Genomic DNA, 19,792 nt, shown 5'->3' on the forward strand with positions numbered 1-19,792 from the left:
GCCTGCCGGGGGGGGGGCGGGGGGGGGGGCGCGGCACGCCGTGGGGGCGTGCCGCGCCCTCTGCGTGACGGGCCGCCCGGGCGCTACCGGTAGGCGGCGAACGCCTTGGCGAACGCGGAGTCGGCCTGGAGGACGGAACTGCAGGTGGCGTCCGCGGAGTTCTTGGCTCCGCCGGGGCACTGCCTGTCCCGCGCAGCCGACCACATGGACAGCCGGCCGAGCCCCCTCGCCTTGGCGAAGGCGACGAGCTGTGCGGCGTCCTGCACGGTGAACACCTCGGAGGCCACGTCGTTGACGCCGATCATCGGGGTGACCGCGACGGTCTTCCAGGCAGCGCTGTCGCTCAGCCCGAGGACGCTCTTGATCTGCGCCTGGGCAGCCGTCGCGGCCTGCTCTGCGTACGTCCCCATGTCGCCGCTGTAGGCCGGGCCGTAGTCCATCGCCATGATGTCGACGGCGGCGATCCGCACGCCGGCGGACCTGGCGGCGGCGAGCAGGTTCACGCCGTCCTGGGTCAGCCCCTCGGGCATGACGGGGAGGGTGAACGACACGTCCAGGCCCGGGTGTTCGCGCTGCAGCTCGGCGACGGCCTGGGCGCGGCGGGTGTTGGCCGCGGTGTTCGGCAGCGCGCCGCCCTCGACGTCGAAGTCGACCTTCGTGAGCCGGTACGCGTCCACCGCCCTGGCGTACGCGGCGGCCAGCGCGGTCGCGGACGGGCATGTCGTCGCCAGCTCGGAGCCGGCGGCGCCGCCGAAGGAGACCCGGACGTCACCGCCCTTGGCCCGCAGCGCCCCGATCTGTGCGGCGACGGCGTCGTTCGCGAGGTCGGTCACCCCGCCCCACTGGGGCGTGCAGCCGCCGCCGTCGGTGACGAACGCGAGGTTGTAGTCCTTCACGCCGGTCGCGTCCGCGTTCGCGAGCAGGTCGAAGGCGGGGTAGAGGGAGGTGTCGACGTAGGGGGCGAACCGGGCGGCGGACGCGGTGCCAGTGCCGATGCCGGTGCTGCCGCTCGGGCTCGGCGAGCCGGAGCCGGGCGTGCCGGGAGCGGGGCTGGAGCCCGCGCCGGGGCTGCTCGGGGCCGCGGTGGGGCCGGTGGATCCGGTGGGCTCGGTGGGCCGTCCGCTCGGCTCGGGTGTGGGGCCGTCGTCGGCTGAGCACTTGGCCCCGTCCACGAGACAACCGGACGGGTCGCCGCTGCCGTTGACGACGAAGCCGACGGTGACGGACTCCCCGGCGGCGAGTCCGTCGGTGTCCCAGCGGGGCGGTGAGACGGTGACGTGCCGCCCGCTGACACCCGCCTCCCCGTTCCACAGGGAACCCAGCTTCGCCCCGGCCGGCAGATCGAACTCCAGCTTCCAGTCCTTCTCGGCCTGCGGGCTGTTGTTCGTCACGACGTACTGCGCGGTGTAGCCCGTCGACCACTGGCTGGTCCTGGTGTACGCGGCGCCGACCCCGGCGGCCTGCGCGGTGCCGGTGACGAGGACGACCCCGCCTCCGACGACCGCCGCGGCGACCACACCGCCGATCACCTTCGTCCTGCTGCCGGTCCTGCGCCGATGCGTGCTCATGACGTGCCTGCCTTCGCTGCTCACGGGTCCCGGATGCGGGGTGCGGGGTGCGGCAGCACGCTAGCGATGCGGAATCGGACAAAAGGCCTGATGGGGGCAGGGTTCGACGAACTTAGGACGCGCTTAAGGGAGGCATCGGCGGCGGTTAAAGGTCGAGACCGATCCGGCCCGCTCCCGGCGGACGGCCGGGCAGACGGGCAGGCAGGCGAGCGGGCAGGCAGGCAGGCGGGCGGGGCGTCGCGGCGGCCCTCGCCCGTCGTCAGCGCCGGGCGGTCCGTCTCCGTCTGCGGACCGCGCCGCGATGGCCTCCCCGGGCAGGTCGGCGGTCGGTCAGCTGGAGCCAGAGGCGGACCTCCGTGCCGCCCAGCACCGAGGAGCCGATGCGGACGTCGCCGCCCGTGGACTCGGCGAGCCGGCGGACGATGTCGAGGCCGAGGCCGGTCGAGCCGGCGGTCCCGGACCCCCGACCGCGGGCCATCGCCGTGGCGGGGTCGGGGATGCCCGGGCCGGCGTCGGAGACCAGGACGATCACCGCGTCCTCGGCGTTGTGGACGTCGACCGCGAAGGCGGTGCCCTCCGGGGTGTGGCGGAAGACGTTGCCGAGGAGCGCGTCGAGGGCGGCCGCGAGGTCGGCGCGGGCCACCGGGATGCGCACCGGGCGGTCGACGCCCGCGGTGCGCACCTTGCGGCCCTCGTCCTCCGCGAGCGCCGACCAGAACGCCATCCGCTCCCGGACCACCTCCGCCGCGTCGCATCCCGCGCCCGGCCCGGCGGCCGCCGTCTGCGGCTTGGCCTCCCGCGCGGTGCGGATGATGACGTCCACCTCGCGTTCCAGCTGGGCGACCGCCGTGCGGGTCTGCTCGGCAGCCGGGGAGTCGCCGAGGGAGGCCGCGTTGAGCCGGAGCACGGTCAGCGGGGTGCGCAGACGGTGGGACAGGTCCGCCGCCAGCTCCCGCTCGTTCGCCAGCAGTTGGACGACCTGATCGGCCATCGAGTTGAACGCCACTGCGGCCAGGCGCAGTTCACTCGGCCCCTCCTCGGGCACCCGCGCCCCCAGCTTCCCCTCCCCCAGTTCGTGCGCCCCCTCGACCAGCCGCCTGGCCGGCTGCACCATTCGCACGCCCAGCCGGTCGGCGACCGCCACCGACCCGACGACCAGCGCGGCCCCGACCGCGGCGAGCACCGCCCAGGCCGTGGCGACGCCGTTGCTCACCTCGGACTCGGGGACGTACACCTCGATCACCGCGGTCCCCAGGCTCAGCGCGACCGGCTGGAGCAGCACGGAACCGCCGGGGACCTCCGCCATGGACGCCCGGCCCAGCTTCCGCACGGCCGCGACGTCGGCGGCGTCCGCGCGCTGCCGGCCGAGGTCGACGGCGGCGCGGCCCTCGCCCGCCGGCAGATGCACCGCCATCCCGTCGTCGGATCCCGCCGCGGCCACCACCCGCTCCAGCTGATCGCGGTCGGTGGTGATGGACAGCGCCGGGACGACGACCGCGGCCACCCGCTCCGCGTTGGAGAACGCCCGGTCCCGGGCCATCTCCTTGACGACGAGCCCCAGCGGGACCGCGAACGCGATCACGACCATCGTGGTGACCGCCAGACACACCTTGACCAGCGCCCATCTCATCGCGGCGGCTCCGATCCGCCGGGGCCGCAGGCCGGGGGCTCCAGCTTCACGCCGACGCCCCGCAGGGTGTGCAGATAGCGCGGCCGGGCCGCCGTCTCGCCCAGCTTGCGCCGCAGCCAGGACAGATGGACGTCGATGGTCTGGTCGTCGCCGTAGGACTGCTGCCACACCTCGGCCAGCAGCTCCCGGCGCGCGACCACGACCCCGGGCCGGCTCGCGAGGAACGCCAGCAGGTCGAACTCGCGGCGGGTCAGGTCGAGCCGCACGCCGTCCAGCTCGGCCTGACGGCGCAGCGGGTCCACGGTCAGCCCGCCGACCCGCAGGACGGTGGACGGCGCCGCCTCCCCGGCGCCGGCGCGGGAGCGGCGCAGCACGGCCGCCATCCGGGCCGACAGGTGCTCCACGGAGAACGGCTTGGTCAGGTAGTCGTCCGCGCCGGCGTTGAGAAGCCGGACGATCTCCGACTCGTCGTCGCGCGCGGTGGCGATGATGACCGGCACGTCCGTGATGCCGCGCAGCATCTTCAGGGCCTCCGAGCCGTCCAGATCGGGCAGCCCGAGGTCGAGGACGACCACGTCGAAGGAGAAGTGGGCGACCTCGCGCAACGCCTCCAGGGCCGTGCCCACGCTGCGCACCGTGTGCGCGGCGTCGGTCAGATGCCGGATGAGCGCCGAGCGCACGAACTGGTCGTCCTCGACCACGAGCACACTTGCCATGCGCCGCAACCTACGCCATGCGGGCGGGCGTCATTCTGGCCTGTGGACAACTCGGCGTCTGTGGACGACCGGTAAGTCCGCCGGGCTCCGCGGCCCGCCTGACAGGGGACACGGGTGGGGCGCGTGGGGCAGGATGGCGGCGATGCGCAGAGGACTCGTACACGTACTGGCCTGGTCGCTCGCCACGGGCGCGGCGGTCACGCTGTCGTGGTGGGGCGTCCACACGGTGATGGCGGGCACGGCCTACGACCCGCCGCGCGCCCTGCCGCTGGCGGCCGGCGCGGCCGTGCGGGAGCCGAAGGCGCCGACCGCGTCGTCGAGCAGTCCCGGGCCGTCGGCCGGTCCGTCCAGCGGGCCCGTCCGCACGCCCGTCGCGCCCGCCCCGTCGCGCTCGGCGACGGCCGGCAGTCCCTCGCCGAGCGGCCCCGTCGCGTCCGGCTCGACGGGGCGGAGCGTCAAGAGCTACGACACCGACGGCGGGCGGGTCGTCTTCGACCTCGGGAGGACCTCGGCGACGCTGGTCTCGGCCACGCCGGGTCCGGCCTGGTCGATGCAGGTGTGGAAGACCGAGTCGTGGATCCGGGTGGAGTTCAGCTCCGGCGCGGACCGGGTGTCGGTGTTCTGCACCTGGCACGACGGTCCGCCCCGGGTGGAGGTGGGGACGTACTGACGCCGGTCGGGCCGGCGGACCGGCTGCCGGAAGCCCGGTCGGAAGCGCCGTCGGGCGGGACGCGCGGCGTGCGAGGCCGGACGCGTCAGCGGAACACCGAGGGCGGCGGCGCGGGCGAGGCCACCGCCGACGCGTCCGCCACCGCCGTCGCGCCGCCGGTGAAGTCGGTCAGGGCCCGGCCGTGCTCGACCCGGCCGGGGTGCGGATCGGAGGCGGCCCGGCGGGTCAGTTCGGCGATCGGCAGCGGCAGGTCGGAGGCCACGAGCACGGCGTTGCCGAACCGCTTGCGCCGCAGCACGGTCGGGTCGGCGACCAGCGCGAGTTCGGGGAACCGGGCGGCGGCGGTGGCGATCTGGCCGCGCAGATGCGCGAGCGGCGGGCCGTCGGCGAGGTTGGCGGCGTAGACCCCGCCGGGCCTCAGCGCCCTGCGGACCTCGTCGAGGAACTCCGTCGAGGTGAGGTGGGCGGGGGTCCGGGCGCCGCTGAACACGTCGGCCACGACGAGGTCGGCCCAGCCGTCCGGCGCCTTGGCGAGGCCTTCGCGCGCGTCGAGGGCTCTGACCCTGATCCGCGCCCCCGGGTCCAACGGCAGTTCCCGGCGCACCAGTCGGACGAGGGCGGCGTCGCGTTCGACGACCTGCTGGGTGGAGCGGGGGCGGGTGGCGGCGACGTACCGGGCGAGGGTGAACGCGCCACCGCCGAGGTGCACGACGTGCAGGGGCTTGCCGGCGGGGGCGGCGAGGTCGACGACATGGCCGAGGCGCCGCTGGTACTCGAAGGAGAGGTACCCGGGATCGTCGAGGTCGACGTGGGACTGGGGGGCGCCGTCGATGAGCAGCGTCCAGGCCCGCGCCCGGTCCCGGTCGGGCACGAGCTGGGCGAGTCCGCCGTCGACGGGCTCGACGACGGCGTCGGCGTCCCGCTCGCGCCGGGTGTTCCTGGACTTTCCCATGACGCCATTTTCGCAGGCCCCGACAGCACTCCGCGCGCCCGGACCCATCGCCCGGCGGCGGTGCCCGGCCGGTGCCCGGCGCACCGCGATCCGCCCCCGGACCCCCGGCCCGGCCCGGCCCGACGGCTGCTGCCGGATCCGGCCTGACGACAGCTGCCGGGGCCGGCCTAACGGCAGCTGTCGGCCGCCTCGATCAGACGGGCCGCCTCGCCCAACGCCCGGCGCAGCACCGCGGGATCCGTCGCGAGGTCCGCCTCACCGGGGGGCACCAGCCAGTCCGAGCCCTCGACGGGCGGCTCGGGCGCGGGTCTCAGTCCCCGGTCTCCGGTCCTGGTGCAGATGCTGCCCGGCACGTCCCACGCCGCCGCGGTGCCGGGCGGCACCACGAAGCCGAGCGTGTCGCCGCCGCCGTCGTGCAGCACGGGCCCCACCCCGTCGCCGGACGACCCGCGCCGCAGGATGTCCACCGCCTCCAGCCCCTGCCGGGTCCCCACCGTCACGAGGTCGCACGCCGCCACCGGCGACGTCCGACGATCGTTGCTCTGGCTGGTCTCCATTCCGGCCTCCACCGCGCAGCCCGCCTGTAGTCCACAAGGCTCAACGCGTCACCGCGTCAAGGGCTACGGCGGAAGTCCGCCGCAAAGGATGGCAGTTCATGGCAGATCGCGGATGAGATATCCGTTTTGTAGCCAAACACCGCATGGCGGCCCGACCACAGCAGGTACGTTCTTGCCCGCCGGGAACAAGGGTGCCACTCGGACAACTCACCCCTGGTCCGGCATGGTTCGACGGTTCGCACGAGAGGACCCGGCCATGGCGTCGTCGACGGTGACCCCAGCTCGGCCCGACCGGCCGGCACGGCCCAACTCCGCCTTCCGGCAGCTGCGCGGACAGCGCTCGCCGGCCGAGTTCGCCGCGCTCGTACGGCGGGCCGCGCGGGAGATCGGCGAGCGAGTCAGCTGTGACGCGCGGTACATCGGGCGGGTCGAGGCGGGCGAGATCCGCTGCCCCAACTACGCCTACGAGCGGGTGTTCCTGCACATGTTCCCCGGCCGCACACTCGCCGATCTCGGGTTCGCGCCCCGCTCGTCCGTTCGCGGCCGAGGGGCGCGCGGCGCCGGGGACGCGCCCAGCGCTCACCCCGCCGAACCGGCGGGCGCCACCGGTGACGAGCGGCACACGGATGAGACGCGCCGGGCGCACGAGCCGTATGACACGCAGGACCCGTACGACACGCACCACGACCACGAGGAGAGCGACGTGCTGCGTCGCGCATTCATGACCGGCGGAGGCGCCACGATGGCCGCCGCCACCCTGGGCCCCTTCGTCCTCGCCCACGGCGCTTCGGCGGCGGCCCGCCGCACACGGCGCGCGGGATCGAGCGAGGCGAGCGCACTCGAAGAAGCGGTCCGCAGAATCCGGCTGCTGGACGACCGGCACGGGGCCGACGGCCTCTACCGGCGCGCGGCCGCTCCGCTGCGCGCCGCCTTCGCGCTGCTGGACGCCGGGACCACCCGTCAGACGACGGCCGACCGGCTCCACTCGGGCGCCGGGGAGCTCGCCATCTCGGTGGGCTGGCTGGCGCACGACTCTGGCCGGTTCGACGACGCGCGTTCGCACTACGCCGAGGCGCTGGCGACCGCCCGGGTGACCGGGGACGACGCGCTGGAGGCGCACGCCTTCTGCAACACGGCGTTCCTCGCGCGGGACGCGGGCCGACCCCGCGAGGCCGTCCGCGCCGCCCAGGCCGCCCAGCGCGTCGCCCGCCCCCTGGGCTCACCCCGGCTGATGTCGCTGCTGTCGTTGCGGGAGGCGGGCGGCTGGGCGGGGCTCGCGGACCGGACCGGCTGCGAGCAGGCCCTCGTCCGCGCACAGGCCCTCTACGACCGCGGCCGCTGCGACCACGACCCCGAGTGGATGAGCTTCTACGGCGAGGCCGAGCTGGAAGGGCTCACGGCGCAGTGCTGGTCCGCGCTGGGCGACTGGCCGCGCGCGGCCCGGCACGCGAGACGGGCCGCGGACCTCCAGGACCCGCACTTCACCCGGAACATCGCCCTGTACACGGCAGAGCTGGCGGACGACCTCGCGCGCGGGGGGCGCCCCGACGAGGCCGCGGTGGCCGGACTGCGGGTCCTGGATCTGCTGGACCAGGTCCAGTCGTCGCGGATCCAGACCATGCTGGCGGGGACGGCGCGGGTGCTGCTGCCGCACCGGAGGGCGGGCGGCGTCTCCGCGTTCCTGGAGCGGCACGCCTCGACGCCGCGGACGGTGTGAGCCGCGCCCTCCCGGCCCCGTCCCGGCCTACCGCCCCCGCCCCCGCCCCTGCCCGGGGTCTGCGGCGGACTGCGGCGGATGGTCAGACGAGGTGACCGAGGTCGTTCCAGCTCTCGATCGCCGGCTCGCCGTAGGCCCAGCCGAGGACGGACAGCGACGTGGGGTTCAGACGGATCCGCGCCGCGAAGTCCAGCGGCAGACCCAGCCAGCGTGCCCCGATGGAGCGGAGGATGTGCCCGTGGGCGAAGACCAGCACGTCCCGGTCGGCCGAGCGGGCCCAGGCGACGACCTCGTCCGCGCGGGCGGTCACCTCGTCCAGGGTCTCCCCCTCGGGAACACCGTCGCGCCAGATCAGCCACCCGGGCCGGACGGCCTGGATCTGCGCGGGGGTCATCCCCTCGTAGGCGCCGTAGTGCCACTCCATCAGGGTGTCCCAGACCTCGGCCCGCTCGCCGAAGCCGGCGAGTGCGCACGTCTCCCGCGCGCGGACCAGCGGGCTGCTGCGTATCTCGGCGCCGGCGAGGCTGTCGAAGGGCGGCCGGTGCAGCCGCTCCCCCAGCAGCTTGGCGCCCCGGCGGCCCTCCTCCAGGAGGGGCACGTCGGTCCTGCCGGTGTGCTTGCCGGACAGCGACCACTGCGTCTGCCCGTGCCGGGCCAGCACAATGCGCGGTGCCATGGGGGACCTTTCCGGGAGAACCCTGGAAGGGACCAGGGGGAAATCGGGGGCGGATCCCCTCCATCATCGCGCACCCTGAACTGGGGCAACCCGGCGGGCGATCTCAGCGTCTTTGAGATCCGGGGCCCCTCGTGAGGGGCGCGTACGTCCGCCGTAAAGTGGCATGTCCCGCGCCACGAGCGCCGCAGTGACCGGACCAGCACCAGACAAGCGACCAGACAGCGACCAGAAGGGGGAGGCGATCGGATGCCGCAGACCGAGACACCAGGCACCGAGGCGGCCCCGCGGACACGGCTGCGCTGGTGGACCGAGCTGCCTCTGCTGCTGCTGGTGTACCTCTGCTACTCGGCGGGCCGGCTGCTCGCGCGCGGCGACGTCTCCACGGCCGTCGACCACGGTCTGGCGATCCTGCGCGTCGAGAAGTTCCTCTACCTCAACGCCGAGCACCCGCTGAACCGGCTGTTCACGGCCCACGCGTGGATCGGCGTGCCGGCCGACTTCTGGTACGCGTCGCTGCACTACCTGGTCACCCCCGCGATCCTGGTCTGGCTGTTCCGGTCGCGGACGCTGCACTACCGGGCGGCCCGCACCTGGCTCATGGTGTCGACCTTCATCGGCCTCATCGGCTTCACCCTGATGCCCACCTGCCCGCCGCGGCTGCTCTCGGCGGGGCACGGCTTCGTGGACACGATGGCCCAGTACAGCTCGTACGGCTGGTGGGGCGGCGAGGCGAGCGCGCCGCGCGGCATGGGCGGCATGACGAACCAGTACGCGGCCATGCCGAGCCTGCACGTCGGCTGGGCCCTGTGGTGCGGTGTGATGCTGTGGCGGCACGGCGGCACGCGCCTGGCGAAGACGGCGGGCGTCGTCTACCCGCTGGTGACCACCCTCGTGGTGATGGGCACCGCCAACCACTACTTCCTCGACGCGGCCGCCGGTGCGGCCGTGATGGGCGTCGGACTGCTGCTGGCGCCGTGGGCGATGCGCGCCGCGGACCGGGCCCGGGTGCGGTTCGCGTCCCGCGTCCCGGTGGACGCTCCGGCTCTGGCACCGACCCTGGCGCCGGCACTCCCGGCGGACTCTCCCGCCACTTCGGCCTCGGTTGTCAGTGGCGGATGCCAGACTTCCCCGGGTGAGCGAATTCCACGGCAGCGCGAGTCACGGCTCCGCCCCGGAGTCGAACCGGACGCCTCTCCCTCGGACGCGGGGGAAGGCGCTCCGGCAGCGGCTCGCTGAGCTGCGCGGCCCCGACACACCGGCCAAGGCGCTGGACGCGCGCGCCCTCGCCGCGCTCGCCGCGAACCCTGGCTGCAAGCGGCGCGCCATCCTCGACGGCGCGGGCGTGAACAAGGCGGCCCTGGCGGGCGCGCTGGGCTCGCCTTCGGCCTTCGGCCAGTCCCAGTTCGCCCTCACGCGGGGCAACGCGTTCGAGGCGAAGGTGAAGGCGGACGGCGGCGCGGAGCTGCTTCGGCTGGTGCACGAACGGCTGGATCCGGCCGCGCCGCCACCCGCCGGCGCGGCGGTGCCCGACCTGTCCGCGATCGGCCCCGAGGGCCGCACGGCCCGTACGGCGCTGGCGCTGCGCGAAGCCGCCGCGTCCGCCGCGGAATCCGCCGGGACCGGCGGGACCGGCGGCTGGACGCTCCTCGACCACCCGATGATCGCCCTCGACGTGGCGGGCTCCCCCGCCTTCCTCGAGCCGGACGCGGTGGTGGTCCACCCGGACGGCAGCTGGACGGTCGTGGAGATCAAGTCCTTCCCCATGCTGGACGGCGCGGCGGACCCCGCGAAGGTCGGCGCCGCCGCCCGGCAGGCCGCCGTGTACGTGCTGGCCCTCGAGGAGGTCGCCGCCCGGCTCGAGCCCGCCCCGCGCGTGCGCCACCGGGTGCTGCTGGTCTGCCCCAAGGACTTCTCCAACCTGCCCACCGCGTCCGCCGTGGACGTGCGCAAGCAGCGCGCCGTCACCCGCCGTCAGCTCGCGCGCCTCACCCGGATCCAGGAGATCGCCGACGCCCTGCCCGACGGCGTCTGCTTCTCCCCCGAGCTGCCCGCCGAGCAGCTCACGGAGGCCGTCGAGGCGGTCCCCGCCGCGTACGCGCCCGAGTGCCTGGCCGCCTGCGAGCTCGCGTTCCACTGCCGCGACCGCTCCCGCGCGGCCGGCGCCGTCACCGCGCTGGGCCGTTCGGTGCGGGCCGAGCTGGGCGGACTGAACACCGTCGAGGACGTTCTCGCGGCGGCCCGCGGCGAGGCCGGCGATCCGCGGGACCCGGCCGTCGCCGCCCTGCGCCGGGCCGCGGAGCTGCGCCGGGAGGCCCTGGGGGCGATGTGTCCCTGATCACCGCCCTGGCCCGGCTGGAGGCCGTCGCCACCGGCCGCGCCCAGCCCGCCGCCACCGTCCGGCACCGGAGGCTGTCGGAGCGGCCGCTGGTGTTCGTGCCGCTGACCACCGCCGGTGAGGCCGGCGCCCCGCTGGGCGCGCTGGTCGGCACCGAGCGGGACGCGCCGCGGCTGCTGGTCGTGCCGCAGCCGCGCGACCGCGACCTGCGGTTCGCGTTCCTCGCCGAGCTGGCCGACGTGGTCCTGCCCTACCTCGACTCCTACGCCGACGACGTGGAGTGCGCCGAGCGGGCCGAGACCGACCCGGAGACCGGCAAGCGCGTCAAGGTCGAGGTCGAGCTGTGCGCGGACGCGCCCCAGCTGATCGTGCCGAGCCGCGCGGGCGTCGACCTCGTGCGTCTGCTGGGCCGCTCCATGCGCTTCAGGCGGACGGCCGAGCAGGACCCGGAGACGCCGCATCCCGCACCCCCGCGCGTGCCGCTGCTCGGGCGGTGGCTGACGCACTTCGGGGAGCGGTCCCGGGTGCCCGGCTCCTCGCTGCTGCTGGCCCTCACGGAGGTGCTGGGCCGGCACTGGGCGACCGGGCAGTCCAGCCTGGAGGACCAGCACCTGGGGGCGCTGCTCGCCTGGATCGACCCCCCGCCCGGCGAGACGGGCGCGGCGGCGGCCCTGCGCGCGGAGCTCGCGCGGGACGCGGACGGGCAGTTGGGGTGCCCGCCGGCCGGTCCCGCCACCGACCCGGCGTTCGACAACAAGCTGCTCGCGCCCGCCATCGAGCGCTACGACCGCGCGCGCACCGCCCTGGCCGCCGCCGAGGACGGCCTGCAGGCCGACGACCGGCTGGGCGCGCTCACCGCCGCCGAGCGGGAGATCCGCGAGCTGGTGCGCAGCCGGACGCTGCCGACCTGGGACGCGGTGTGGGCGGGCCTGGACCTGCTGCGGGCGCTGCCCGAAGGCGCGCACGTCGAGGAGCGGTGGACGCGCGACCGCTGGTCGTTCACCGGCCACCGCGACCGGGTGGTCGCCGGCGAGCCCCCGCAGCCGCGCCGGGACGACGCGGTCACGGCGGCCAACAAGCTCGCCACGCGCGAGCGCGAACAGGCCCGGCTGGAGGCCCAGGAGGCGCTCGACGACCCGCTGGCCATGGCGGGGCGCCGGCTGGCCGGGGAGGCGTTCGCGGGCGAGGTCGTCGACGTCGTCATGGCGTACGGCGAGGGCCGGCGGCCGAGCCCCCGTCCGCTGGTCACCGTACGGACGGACGACCGTCCGCACCTCGCCGAGCGGGCGAAGGCGTACCGGTCGCTGGGCGGGAAGCCGCAGGCGGCCGAGTTCGTGGAGCGGGTCGCGGAGGACCTGATCGTCCTGCGGATCGTCGACAAGATGGGCCGCGGCAAGGAGCCCGAGGCGGGGTCCGTGCCGGAGAAGGGCGACCGGCTCTGCTTCACCCTCTTCGAGCACGAGCAGCGCGGCGGCGCGAAGCTGCCCGACCCGGAGGACACGCCGTGGACGCACGGCGGTCCGCCCGGTGAACAGGCTCCCGAAGCCCCCGACTCCGTCACCCAGGAGGACGTCCTGTGACCGCCGAGGCCGCACTCGACCCCGGTACCGCCGCCGCCCGCGCCACCGACGCGATCCTGCGCGACACCCTGCACTCGGCCGCGCGCGGGGTCGTCGTGGACTCCCCGCCGGGCGCCGGGAAGTCCACGCTCGTCGTCCGGGCGGCGCTCGAACTGGCCGACGCGGGCCGGTCGTTGATGGTGGTGGCGCAGACCAACGCCCAGGTCGACGACCTGGTGCTGCGGCTCGCCGAGAAGAGCCCCGAGCTGCCGGTCGGCCGACTGCACAGCAGCGACGCCGACCCGTACGACAAAGCGCTCGAGCGGCTGCCGAACGTGCGGAAGTCGGCGAAGGCGGCGGAGCTGGCCGGGCTGCCGGTGGTGATCTCCACCGCCGCGAAGTGGGCGCATGTGAAGACCGACGAGCCGTGGCGGCACGCGATCGTGGACGAGGCGTACCAGATGCGCTCGGACGGGCTGCTGGCCGTGGCCGGGCTGTTCGAGCGGGCGCTGTTCGTGGGCGACCCCGGGCAGCTGGACCCGTTCTCGATCGTCGGCGCCGAGCAGTGGGCGGGGCTGTCGTACGACCCGTCGGCGTCGGCGGTGAGCACCCTCCTCGCGCACAACCCGGAGCTGCCGCAGCACCGGCTGCCGGTGTCCTGGCGGCTCCCGGCGTCGGCCGCGCCGCTGGTCTCGGCCGCGTTCTACCCGTACACGCCGTTCCGCAGCGGCACCGGGCACGGCGACCGCCGGCTCTCCTTCGCCGTCCCGTCGGACGGCTCCGGCGCCGACCGGGTGATCGACGAGGCGGCGGAGTCCGGCTGGGGCCTGCTGGAGCTGCCCGCCCGGCACACGCCCCGCACCGACCCGGAGGCGGTGCGGGCGGTCGCCGTGGTGGTGCAGCGGTTGCTGGACCGGGGCGGCGCGGCCGCCTCGGAGCGCTCCGCCGACCCGGCCCCGTTGACGGCCGACCGGGTGGCGGTCGGCACGGCGCACCGCGACCAGGCGGCGGCGGTGCGCGCGGCGCTGGCGGATCTGGGCGTCGTCGACGTGACGGTGGACACAGCGAACCGGCTGCAGGGCATGGAGTTCGACGTCACCGTGATCCTGCACCCGCTCTCCGGCCGCCCCGACGCCACCGCCTTCCATCTGGAGACCGGCCGGCTGTGCGTGCTCGCCTCCCGCCACCGGCACGCGTGCGTGGTGGTGTGCCGGGCGGGCGTCGGCGATCTGCTGGACGAGTACCCCTCGACGGAACCGGTCCAGCTGGGCGCCCTCGTGAAGTTCCCGGACGGCTGGGAGGCCAACCACGCGGTGCTGGCGCACCTCGGGGAACATCGGGTCGCCTGGAAGCCTTGAGAGTCCGGGGCCGAATGGCTCCTGCCCCATCGGGGGAGAATGGAAGGCGGTCTGCATCCGAACCGTACGAGGAGGAGAAGACATGGCGGAGCCCACGCCGCGTCGGCACGAACCGCGGCTACGCCCCGCGCCCCTGCTCTTCGAGCCCGCCGAGGCGGCCGGCGACCCTGAGCACTTCTTCGACCTGGAGTCGATAGACGATCCGGGGGCGCTGCTGAGCCGGGCGACGGAGCTGACGCTCGCGTTCCGGGCGGCCGCCGACCGGGCGCTGGAGTTCCAGGCGATGGCGGCGGCGCAGCTCGCCGATCCGCGCCGCTTCGACCGGCTGACGACGGCGGACATCGCCGACCGGGCCGAGTGGACCGAGGACTACGCGAAGAAGATGGTCGAGTTCGGCCGCGACCTGCTGCGGGGCGACGCCGAGGGGCGGGGACCCGCCGACCCCGGGTGAGCCCTGCAAGGCCCGAGGACGGCCGGCGACCTCACCGGTGGCATATGCCGGGCGGGCAAGATACTCCCCCCGCGTCCCTCCCGTCCCGATTTCGCGCAACCCTGTGAGATCGCCTGCTCACAGGCGGTAGACCTGTCGGTATGAGCAGCGCATACGACGAAGCCCTCGGCGTCACCCCGGACGGCGCCGCATGGCTGGCCTCCGCCGGAACGTATCCGCGCAGCACGCTCGCCTTCTGGGAGGAGCGGCCGCAGGCGCCGGTCGTCCTCCCGTGCGGCGCGGTGTTCGACGTCGTCAGCGCCCCGGCGATGTTCGGGCGGGCGATGCTCGACCGGTTGTGGGGCGAGGGGCCGGGCTCCGGGCCGGTGGCCGCGTTCCGCGGCCGCACCCTGCTCTTCGCCGCGCCGGGCACGGCCCAGCGGCTGCCCTCGCTGCTGCAGTGGGAGGAGTGGAGCGCCGAAGGCCGCCGGGGCGGCCGTGCCGCGAGCGTGCCGCCGCTGCTGTGCCACGGCACCGGCGACGCGGTCACCGTGCCCGCCCTGGTGCCGCCCGAGCCGGGGTGCGGCACCCGCTGGATGGTCGCCCCGGACACCCGTCATCCCTGGCTGCCGGGGCCCGAGATCCTGCTGTGGGCGGCGGTGCGGGCGGCCCGCTCGGCCGTGCGCATATCGATTTCTCCTCCCCCCGACCAGGATGCTAAGGTCTACGACGTCAGCAGGCGCCGCTAGCTCAGTTGGTTAGAGCAGCTGACTCTTAATCAGCGGGTCCGGGGTTCGAGTCCCTGGCGGCGCACGACAGTGAAAGGCCTCTCGCGTGAGCGGGGGGCCTTTTCTCTTGCCCTCACAGCTTCGTGCCGGGGGTGATCCTCAGCGTCCACGCCCCCGACGCCGAGCGGCTCTCCACATCCACCCGGACGCCGTCGCCCGGGACGGTGAAGCTCTCGCCGAGGGCGACCGGGGCGTCGGCGAGCGGCGGATAGACGGAGTTCTCCCAGCAGGCCTCGGTGCGCGGGTGGGCGTCGAGCACCTCGACCGGCCCGCGGCCCGACCGGGCGGCGCTGCTGACGCGGTAGACGAGGATCCCGGCGCGGCAGGCGGCGCGGTCGTTGCCCACCGGGCCGCGCGCCTCGAAGGCGAGCGCGCTGTCCTGGCCGGTGCGGACCACCGCGAGCCTGGCGCCGCCCCCGGGCACGGGAGCCGACTGCACGGAGGCCCGCTGCTCGGGGGCCAGCCGCACGGGGGCCGGCTGTGCAGGGGCCGGCTGTGCAGGGGCGGGGACCCGCCCGCCGGGCTCGGGGGCGGGCTGGACGGGGGCCGGGGCCGGTTCCCCGAGGACCGGCCCCCCGGACCCGAGGGCCGGCTCCCCCACGGTCCGTACGGCCTGCGCGCCCGGTCCGGCGCCGACCGGCTCCAGCGTCAGCCGGGTCGGACCGGGGCCCCGCAGACACAGCACCTGGCGCGGATCCAGCCAGCCCAGCTTCCACTTGTGCCAGGCGAACAGGTCGGGGGCGAGTCCGAACTGGCTGCCCATCAGGTCCCAGTCGCCCACATAGGTGTCCCAGTCGCCCTTGCCGTCCACCGGGCGGTGGTAGAGGTCGGGCAGGTCGAAGACGTGGCCGGTCTCATGGGCGAGGACGAGCCGGTCCGGGGGGTGCTTCTCGAACACGGTGACGACCCGGCGGATGTCGGCGCCGTCGGCGTGCAGCGGGTCGTCCAGGTTGACGACCTTCGTGGCGTCCGAGTCGACGCCGGGAGCGTCCGGATCGGCCACGAAGTACACGACGTCGTAGCGGGAGAAGTCGATGTGGGGGTCGGCGGCGGACAGGGCGTCGTGCAGGTAGGCGGCCCGGCCCTCGGGGCTCCAGTCACGCCGTATGGCGTAGGCGGTGGAGGGCTTCGGCATGCGGATCCACTGTTTCAGCGGATGGGAGCGCAGATGGAACCTGCCGTACGACGCCTGCTCGAAGAAGCGGCTGGTGGCCGGGAAGTGGTCGGCGGCCAGCTCGGCCGGGGACGTCAGGGGGGTCCAGTCGGGGAAGGACAGGAACACCATCACCGCGTCCAGCGTGCGGGCCGGACGGGGGTAGGCGGCGTTCCAGGTGTCCAGCCCCTCCGAGTGGTGGGCCGCCGTGCGGGCCAGGGCGCAGGGCGCGGCGGAGAAGGGTTCGGCCACGGAGGGGTTGCCGATCAGGGAGGTCGCGGCGAGCGCGGTGAGGGTGGTGAACACGGCCGCGGCGCCGCGCAGTCGGGGGTGCGGGAGCAGGCGCACGGGTCGCGGCAGTCGCGGCACAGAGACCTCCGGGAGCGGTTCACAGGACACCGCCACCCAGACTGTGTTGATTTGTCGTACTACGCCCTGTTTTTCTGCACCAGACGAGTGAGGACGCGGAAAGCGGGCATCACCCCGACACCCCCGGAATTCTCACGGAACGTCACAAGCGGTCGCGGGCCCGCAGAACCGGGCCAGGTGCGGGCAGAAACGATCTGTCAGAAAGCCGGGTTGTTCCGGGACACTGGGCATGGGCTGCGCGGGTCCCCGGGCAGCCTCTATGATCGGCACACTTTCCTGCACGGACAGCGATCGAGTGCACTGCGGGAGCGAGCGGTGAGCGGAACGTCCGAAGGGCCGACGCCCGCGGCAGACCTCGACCGGTCAGCCGTCACAGAGAGTGACATCAACAGTACGAGCGGCGGGTCTGCGGCCTATCGGTCCGTCTTCGCGGCGGCGCCGCTCGCCATGGCCGTCGTCGACCGCGAGGGGCGGATCGTCGACGCCAACGGCGCGCTCGGCGCGCTGCTCGGCGGCGGCAGCGCCCCGCTGGTCGGGCGGGTCGCCTCCGATCTGCTGGACCTGGCCTCCGACGCCCGGATCCGGCACGCCTACCGCGAGGTCCTGCGCGGCCGGCGGGCCAAGCTGCGCTGCACCCGGCGGCTGAAGCAGCCGGACGGGCACGCGCTGTGGGCGCAGGTCACCGTCTCGCCGCTGGAGGCGCAGACGCCGGGGGCGGAGGCGCCCGGGGTGCTGCTGTCCGTGGCCGACGTCAGTGCTCACCGTGACCTCCAGGCGCGACTGCGGCACCTGCAGATGCACGACCCGGTGACCCGGCTGGCCAACCGCACGCTGTTCTTCGAGCGGGTGTCCTCCGCGCTGGAGGCGGAGGCGTACGAGCAGAGCGGCACGGGCCGGATCGGCCTGTGCTACCTGGACCTGGACGGCTTCAAGGCGGTCAACGACACCCTCGGGCACCGGGTGGGCGACCGTCTGCTGGCCGCCGTCGCCGAGCGGCTGAACGGCTGCGCCGAGGAGGCCGGACGGACCAGGCCGAGCGTGCCGCTGGTGGCCCGGCTCGGCGGGGACGAGTTCGCCCTGCTGGTGGAGGACTCCACCGGCACCGACCAGCTCGCCGACCTCGCCGAGTCCGTGCTCAAGGCGCTCCAGGCCCCCTTCGACCTGGCCGGACACCGGCTGAACGTGTCGGCGTCGATCGGGGTGGTGGAGCGGGCCGCGGCCGGCACCACCGCGACCGGTCTGATGCAGGCCGCCGACACCACGCTGTACTGGGCGAAGGTGGACGGCAAGGACCGCTGGACGCTGTTCGACCCCGAGCGCAACGCGCATCTGATGACCCGGCAGGCGCTGGCCTCCACGCTCCGTCCCGCGATCGAGCGGGGCGAGTTCCGGCTCGACTACCAGCCCCTGGTCGGCATGTCGGACGGCCGGCTGCGCGGCGTGGAGGCGCTGGTCCGCTGGGACCACCCCCGGTTCGGGCTGCTGTCGCCGAATCGGTTCGTCGCACTGGCCGAGGAGGATGGTTCGATCGTCCCTCTCGGCCGATGGGTTCTGGCCACCGCCTGCCGCCAGGCACGGCAGTGGCAACTGGACAATCCGGACGATCCGCCGCTGTTCGTCAGCGTCAACGTGGCGGTGCGTCAGGTGTGGGACTCCGACCTGGTGGCGGACGTGGCGGAGATCCTCGCCGAGACCGGGCTCGCGCCGCACCTGCTGCAGCTGGAGCTGACCGAGTCGGCGGTGATGGGCTCGGCGGGACGGCCGTTGCAGGCGCTGCAGGCGCTCAGCGACATGGGCGTGGGCATCGCGATCGACGACTTCGGCACCGGCTACTCCAACCTCGCCTATCTGAGCCGGCTGCCGGTGTCGGTGCTGAAGCTGGACGGATCCTTCGTGCGCGGCTTCCAGTACGAGAGCGACAAGGAAGGGGCCACCCCGCCGAACCCGGCCGACCAGGTCGTCGTCGAGGCGATGATCGATCTCGCCCACCGGCTGGGGCTGACCGTCACCGCCGAGTGCGTGGAGACGTCGGCGCAGGCGACCCGGCTGCGCAGCATCGGCTGCGACACCGGGCAGGGCTGGCTGTACTCCCGCCCGGTGCCGCCGGACCGCATCTCCGAGCTGCGCGGTACCGCCGAGTCCTACGCGGTCGGCAACCCGTAGGCGTCCGCGACGAGTTCGTAGGAGCGCAGCCGCAGGGCGCCGTGGTGGGCGTGGCTGGTGAGCATCAACTCGTCGGCGCCGGTGCGCTTGTGCAGGTCGTCGAGGCCGGAGCGGACCTCGTCGGCGGTGCCGTGGATGATGTTCGCCGTCCAGGAGTCGACGAACTCGCGCTCCAGCGGGCCGAGTCGGTGCGCCTGCGCCTCCTCGGGGGACGGGAACAGACCGGGGCGTCCGCTGCGCAGCCGGACCATGTTGACGCCGGTGGCCAGGACCTGGCGGCGGGCCTCGCGCTCGTCGTCTGCGGCGAGCACGGAGACGCCGATCAGGGCGTAGGGCTCGGCGAGCACCTCGGAGGGCCTGAACGACGCCCGGTACAGATCGAGGGCCGGCACGGTGTTCTGCGCGGAGAAGTGGTGCGCGAAGGCGAACGGCAGGCCGAGCACGCCGGCCAGCCGGGCGCTGAAGCCGGAGGAGCCGAGCAGCCAGATCGGCGGCCGGTGCGCCGACTGCACCCCGCCGGGCGACGTGCCCTGGATCGGGCCGGGGATGGCGTGCACCCTGCGGTAGGGGTGGCCGTCGGGGAAGTCGTCGTCCAGGAAGCGGGTGAGCTCGGCGAGCTGCTCGGGGAAGTCGTCGGCGCCCTCGTGCAGGGTGGCGGTCCGGCGCAGAGCGGCAGCGGCGCCTCCGTCGGTGCCGGGGGCGCGGCCGAGGCCGAGGTCGACGCGGCGGGGCGCCAGCGCCTCCAGGGTGCCGAACTGCTCGGCGATGACGAGGGGTGCGTGGTTGGGCAGCATCACGCCGCCGGAGCCGAGCCGGATGCGGTCGGTGTGCGCGGCGAGGTGGGCGAGGATCACGGCCGGCGAGGACGAGGCGACGCCGGGCATCGAGTGGTGCTCGGCGACCCAGTAGCGGTGGAAGCCGCGCGACTCCGCGAACCGTGCGAGGGCGACGCTGGTGCGCAGGGCGTCGGCGGCGGTGCTGCCGGAGCCGACGGTGACCAGGTCCAGTACGGACAGGGGCGTCGGGGCGCTGCCGTGTGCCGTGCCGCGGATCCCGTCCTCCGCCGGGGTCGTGTCCCCTGGCGGGATCGTGTCCCCCGTCGGGGTCGTGTCGCCGGACGTCGTCCGGTCTGCCGCCGTCCCGTCCGCCGT

General features: G+C 74.7%; 17 protein-coding genes and 1 tRNA gene. 10 read left to right on the forward strand and 8 right to left on the reverse strand.

Features of this window, described 5'->3' with window-relative positions; translation table 11 throughout:
• Positions 1 to 83: 83 nt before the first annotated feature.
• The 3 genes from ABT300_RS14305 to ABT300_RS14315 all read right to left on the reverse strand — a co-directional run bounded on the left by ABT300_RS14305 (position 84) and on the right by ABT300_RS14315 (position 3,914).
• Positions 84 to 1,568 (reverse strand): glycoside hydrolase family 18 protein, encoded by a 1,485-nt coding sequence (locus tag ABT300_RS14305; RefSeq protein WP_351674851.1) that lies wholly within the window; start codon positions 1,566 to 1,568, stop codon positions 84 to 86.
• A gap of 259 nt (positions 1,569 to 1,827) precedes the next feature.
• Positions 1,828 to 3,198 carry a sensor histidine kinase gene (locus ABT300_RS14310; protein WP_351674853.1) on the reverse strand — a complete coding sequence of 457 codons (1,371 nt, stop codon included), beginning with the start codon at positions 3,196 to 3,198 and terminating at the stop codon, positions 1,828 to 1,830.
• The gene (locus ABT300_RS14315) at positions 3,195 to 3,914 is read right to left on the reverse strand and encodes a response regulator transcription factor (RefSeq protein ID WP_351674855.1); all 720 of its coding nucleotides are present in this window, start codon (positions 3,912 to 3,914) and stop codon (positions 3,195 to 3,197) included. The genes ABT300_RS14310 and ABT300_RS14315 overlap by 4 nt, the downstream gene beginning before the upstream one ends.
• Positions 3,915 to 4,056: 142 nt before the next feature.
• Here ABT300_RS14315 and ABT300_RS14320 point away from each other — a divergent pair, with 142 nt between their 5' ends.
• Entirely contained in the window at positions 4,057 to 4,584 is a 528-nt protein-coding gene (locus ABT300_RS14320; protein WP_351674856.1) for a hypothetical protein, read from the forward strand.
• Between the two features lie 85 nt (positions 4,585 to 4,669).
• Here ABT300_RS14320 and ABT300_RS14325 read toward each other — a convergent pair whose 3' ends face one another.
• Together ABT300_RS14325 and ABT300_RS14330 are read right to left on the reverse strand one after the other, a co-directional pair.
• Entirely contained in the window at positions 4,670 to 5,536 is an 867-nt protein-coding gene (locus ABT300_RS14325) for a spermidine synthase (protein ID WP_351674858.1), read from the reverse strand.
• A 167-nt stretch (positions 5,537 to 5,703) separates the two neighbouring features.
• Entirely contained in the window at positions 5,704 to 6,093 is a 390-nt protein-coding gene (locus tag ABT300_RS14330; protein ID WP_351674860.1) for a hypothetical protein, read from the reverse strand.
• Positions 6,094 to 6,349: 256 nt separating this feature from the next.
• Between ABT300_RS14330 and ABT300_RS14335 the strand changes: the two genes are divergently transcribed.
• Positions 6,350 to 7,810, forward strand: a complete 1,461-nt coding sequence (locus ABT300_RS14335; RefSeq protein WP_351674861.1) for an NsdA family TPR-like regulatory protein — start codon at positions 6,350 to 6,352, stop codon at positions 7,808 to 7,810.
• Positions 7,811 to 7,892: 82 nt separating this feature from the next.
• On the opposite strand, the gene ABT300_RS14340 is transcribed toward ABT300_RS14335, so the two are convergent.
• On the reverse strand, positions 7,893 to 8,486 hold the full coding sequence (locus tag ABT300_RS14340; RefSeq protein WP_351674863.1) for a histidine phosphatase family protein: 594 nt from the start codon (positions 8,484 to 8,486) through the stop codon (positions 7,893 to 7,895).
• Between the two features lie 246 nt (positions 8,487 to 8,732).
• Between ABT300_RS14340 and ABT300_RS14345 the strand changes: the two genes are divergently transcribed.
• The 7 genes from ABT300_RS14345 (at position 8,733) to ABT300_RS14375 (ending at position 14,981) form a co-directional block, all read left to right on the forward strand.
• Positions 8,733 to 9,722: a phosphatase PAP2 family protein gene (locus tag ABT300_RS14345; protein WP_351674865.1), complete on the forward strand. Its 990-nt coding sequence runs from the start codon at positions 8,733 to 8,735 to the stop codon at positions 9,720 to 9,722.
• On the forward strand, positions 9,619 to 10,821 hold the full coding sequence (locus ABT300_RS14350) for a hypothetical protein (protein WP_502977937.1): 1,203 nt from the start codon (positions 9,619 to 9,621) through the stop codon (positions 10,819 to 10,821). Before ABT300_RS14345 ends, ABT300_RS14350 begins: the two co-directional genes overlap by 104 nt.
• Entirely contained in the window at positions 10,812 to 12,401 is a 1,590-nt protein-coding gene (locus ABT300_RS14355; RefSeq protein ID WP_351674867.1) for an amino acid adenylation domain-containing protein, read from the forward strand. The genes ABT300_RS14350 and ABT300_RS14355 overlap by 10 nt, the downstream gene beginning before the upstream one ends.
• Positions 12,398 to 13,738, forward strand: a complete 1,341-nt coding sequence (locus ABT300_RS14360) for an AAA family ATPase (RefSeq protein ID WP_351674869.1) — start codon at positions 12,398 to 12,400, stop codon at positions 13,736 to 13,738. Before ABT300_RS14355 ends, ABT300_RS14360 begins: the two co-directional genes overlap by 4 nt.
• 82 nt (positions 13,739 to 13,820) lie before the next feature.
• Positions 13,821 to 14,189 carry a DUF8844 domain-containing protein gene (locus ABT300_RS14365; protein WP_306952131.1) on the forward strand — a complete coding sequence of 123 codons (369 nt, stop codon included), beginning with the start codon at positions 13,821 to 13,823 and terminating at the stop codon, positions 14,187 to 14,189.
• A gap of 140 nt (positions 14,190 to 14,329) precedes the next feature.
• The gene (locus ABT300_RS14370; protein WP_351674871.1) at positions 14,330 to 14,917 is read left to right on the forward strand and encodes a bifunctional DNA primase/polymerase; all 588 of its coding nucleotides are present in this window, start codon (positions 14,330 to 14,332) and stop codon (positions 14,915 to 14,917) included.
• A tRNA-Lys gene (locus ABT300_RS14375) sits at positions 14,908 to 14,981 on the forward strand. The genes ABT300_RS14370 and ABT300_RS14375 overlap by 10 nt, the downstream gene beginning before the upstream one ends.
• Before the next feature lie 48 nt (positions 14,982 to 15,029).
• Here ABT300_RS14375 and ABT300_RS14380 read toward each other — a convergent pair.
• A complete protein-coding gene (locus tag ABT300_RS14380) occupies positions 15,030 to 16,478 on the reverse strand; it encodes a M6 family metalloprotease domain-containing protein (RefSeq protein WP_351674872.1) in 1,449 nt (482 codons plus the stop codon).
• Between the two features lie 315 nt (positions 16,479 to 16,793).
• On the opposite strand from ABT300_RS14380, the gene ABT300_RS14385 reads away from it, so the two are divergent.
• Positions 16,794 to 18,641: a putative bifunctional diguanylate cyclase/phosphodiesterase gene (locus ABT300_RS14385; protein ID WP_351674874.1), complete on the forward strand. Its 1,848-nt coding sequence runs from the start codon at positions 16,794 to 16,796 to the stop codon at positions 18,639 to 18,641.
• Here ABT300_RS14385 and ABT300_RS14390 read toward each other — a convergent pair.
• Positions 18,620 to 19,729 carry an LLM class flavin-dependent oxidoreductase gene (locus ABT300_RS14390; protein WP_351674926.1) on the reverse strand — a complete coding sequence of 370 codons (1,110 nt, stop codon included), beginning with the start codon at positions 19,727 to 19,729 and terminating at the stop codon, positions 18,620 to 18,622. The two genes, ABT300_RS14385 and ABT300_RS14390, sit on opposite strands and share 22 nt — an antisense overlap.
• Positions 19,730 to 19,792 lie beyond the last annotated feature (63 nt).

The organism is Streptomyces sp. NPDC001027, from assembly GCF_040299045.1.
GTDB lineage: Bacteria > Actinomycetota > Actinomycetes > Streptomycetales > Streptomycetaceae > Streptomyces.

What these genes read in the sequence shown, in the direction of transcription:
- ABT300_RS14305 (WP_351674851.1), bottom strand. Translation starts at nt 1,568, where the DNA reads ATGAGCACGCATCGGCGCAGGACCGGCAGCAGGACGAAGGTGATCGGC.
- ABT300_RS14310 (WP_351674853.1), bottom strand. Translation starts at nt 3,198, where the DNA reads ATGAGATGGGCGCTGGTCAAGGTGTGTCTGGCGGTCACCACGATGGTC.
- ABT300_RS14315 (WP_351674855.1), bottom strand. Translation starts at nt 3,914, where the DNA reads ATGGCAAGTGTGCTCGTGGTCGAGGACGACCAGTTCGTGCGCTCGGCG.
- ABT300_RS14320 (WP_351674856.1), top strand. Translation starts at nt 4,057, where the DNA reads ATGCGCAGAGGACTCGTACACGTACTGGCCTGGTCGCTCGCCACGGGC.
- ABT300_RS14325 (WP_351674858.1), bottom strand. Translation starts at nt 5,536, where the DNA reads ATGGGAAAGTCCAGGAACACCCGGCGCGAGCGGGACGCCGACGCCGTC.
- ABT300_RS14330 (WP_351674860.1), bottom strand. Translation starts at nt 6,093, where the DNA reads ATGGAGACCAGCCAGAGCAACGATCGTCGGACGTCGCCGGTGGCGGCG.
- ABT300_RS14335 (WP_351674861.1), top strand. Translation starts at nt 6,350, where the DNA reads ATGGCGTCGTCGACGGTGACCCCAGCTCGGCCCGACCGGCCGGCACGG.
- ABT300_RS14340 (WP_351674863.1), bottom strand. Translation starts at nt 8,486, where the DNA reads ATGGCACCGCGCATTGTGCTGGCCCGGCACGGGCAGACGCAGTGGTCG.
- ABT300_RS14345 (WP_351674865.1), top strand. Translation starts at nt 8,733, where the DNA reads ATGCCGCAGACCGAGACACCAGGCACCGAGGCGGCCCCGCGGACACGG.
- ABT300_RS14365 (WP_306952131.1), top strand. Translation starts at nt 13,821, where the DNA reads ATGGCGGAGCCCACGCCGCGTCGGCACGAACCGCGGCTACGCCCCGCG.
- ABT300_RS14370 (WP_351674871.1), top strand. Translation starts at nt 14,330, where the DNA reads ATGAGCAGCGCATACGACGAAGCCCTCGGCGTCACCCCGGACGGCGCC.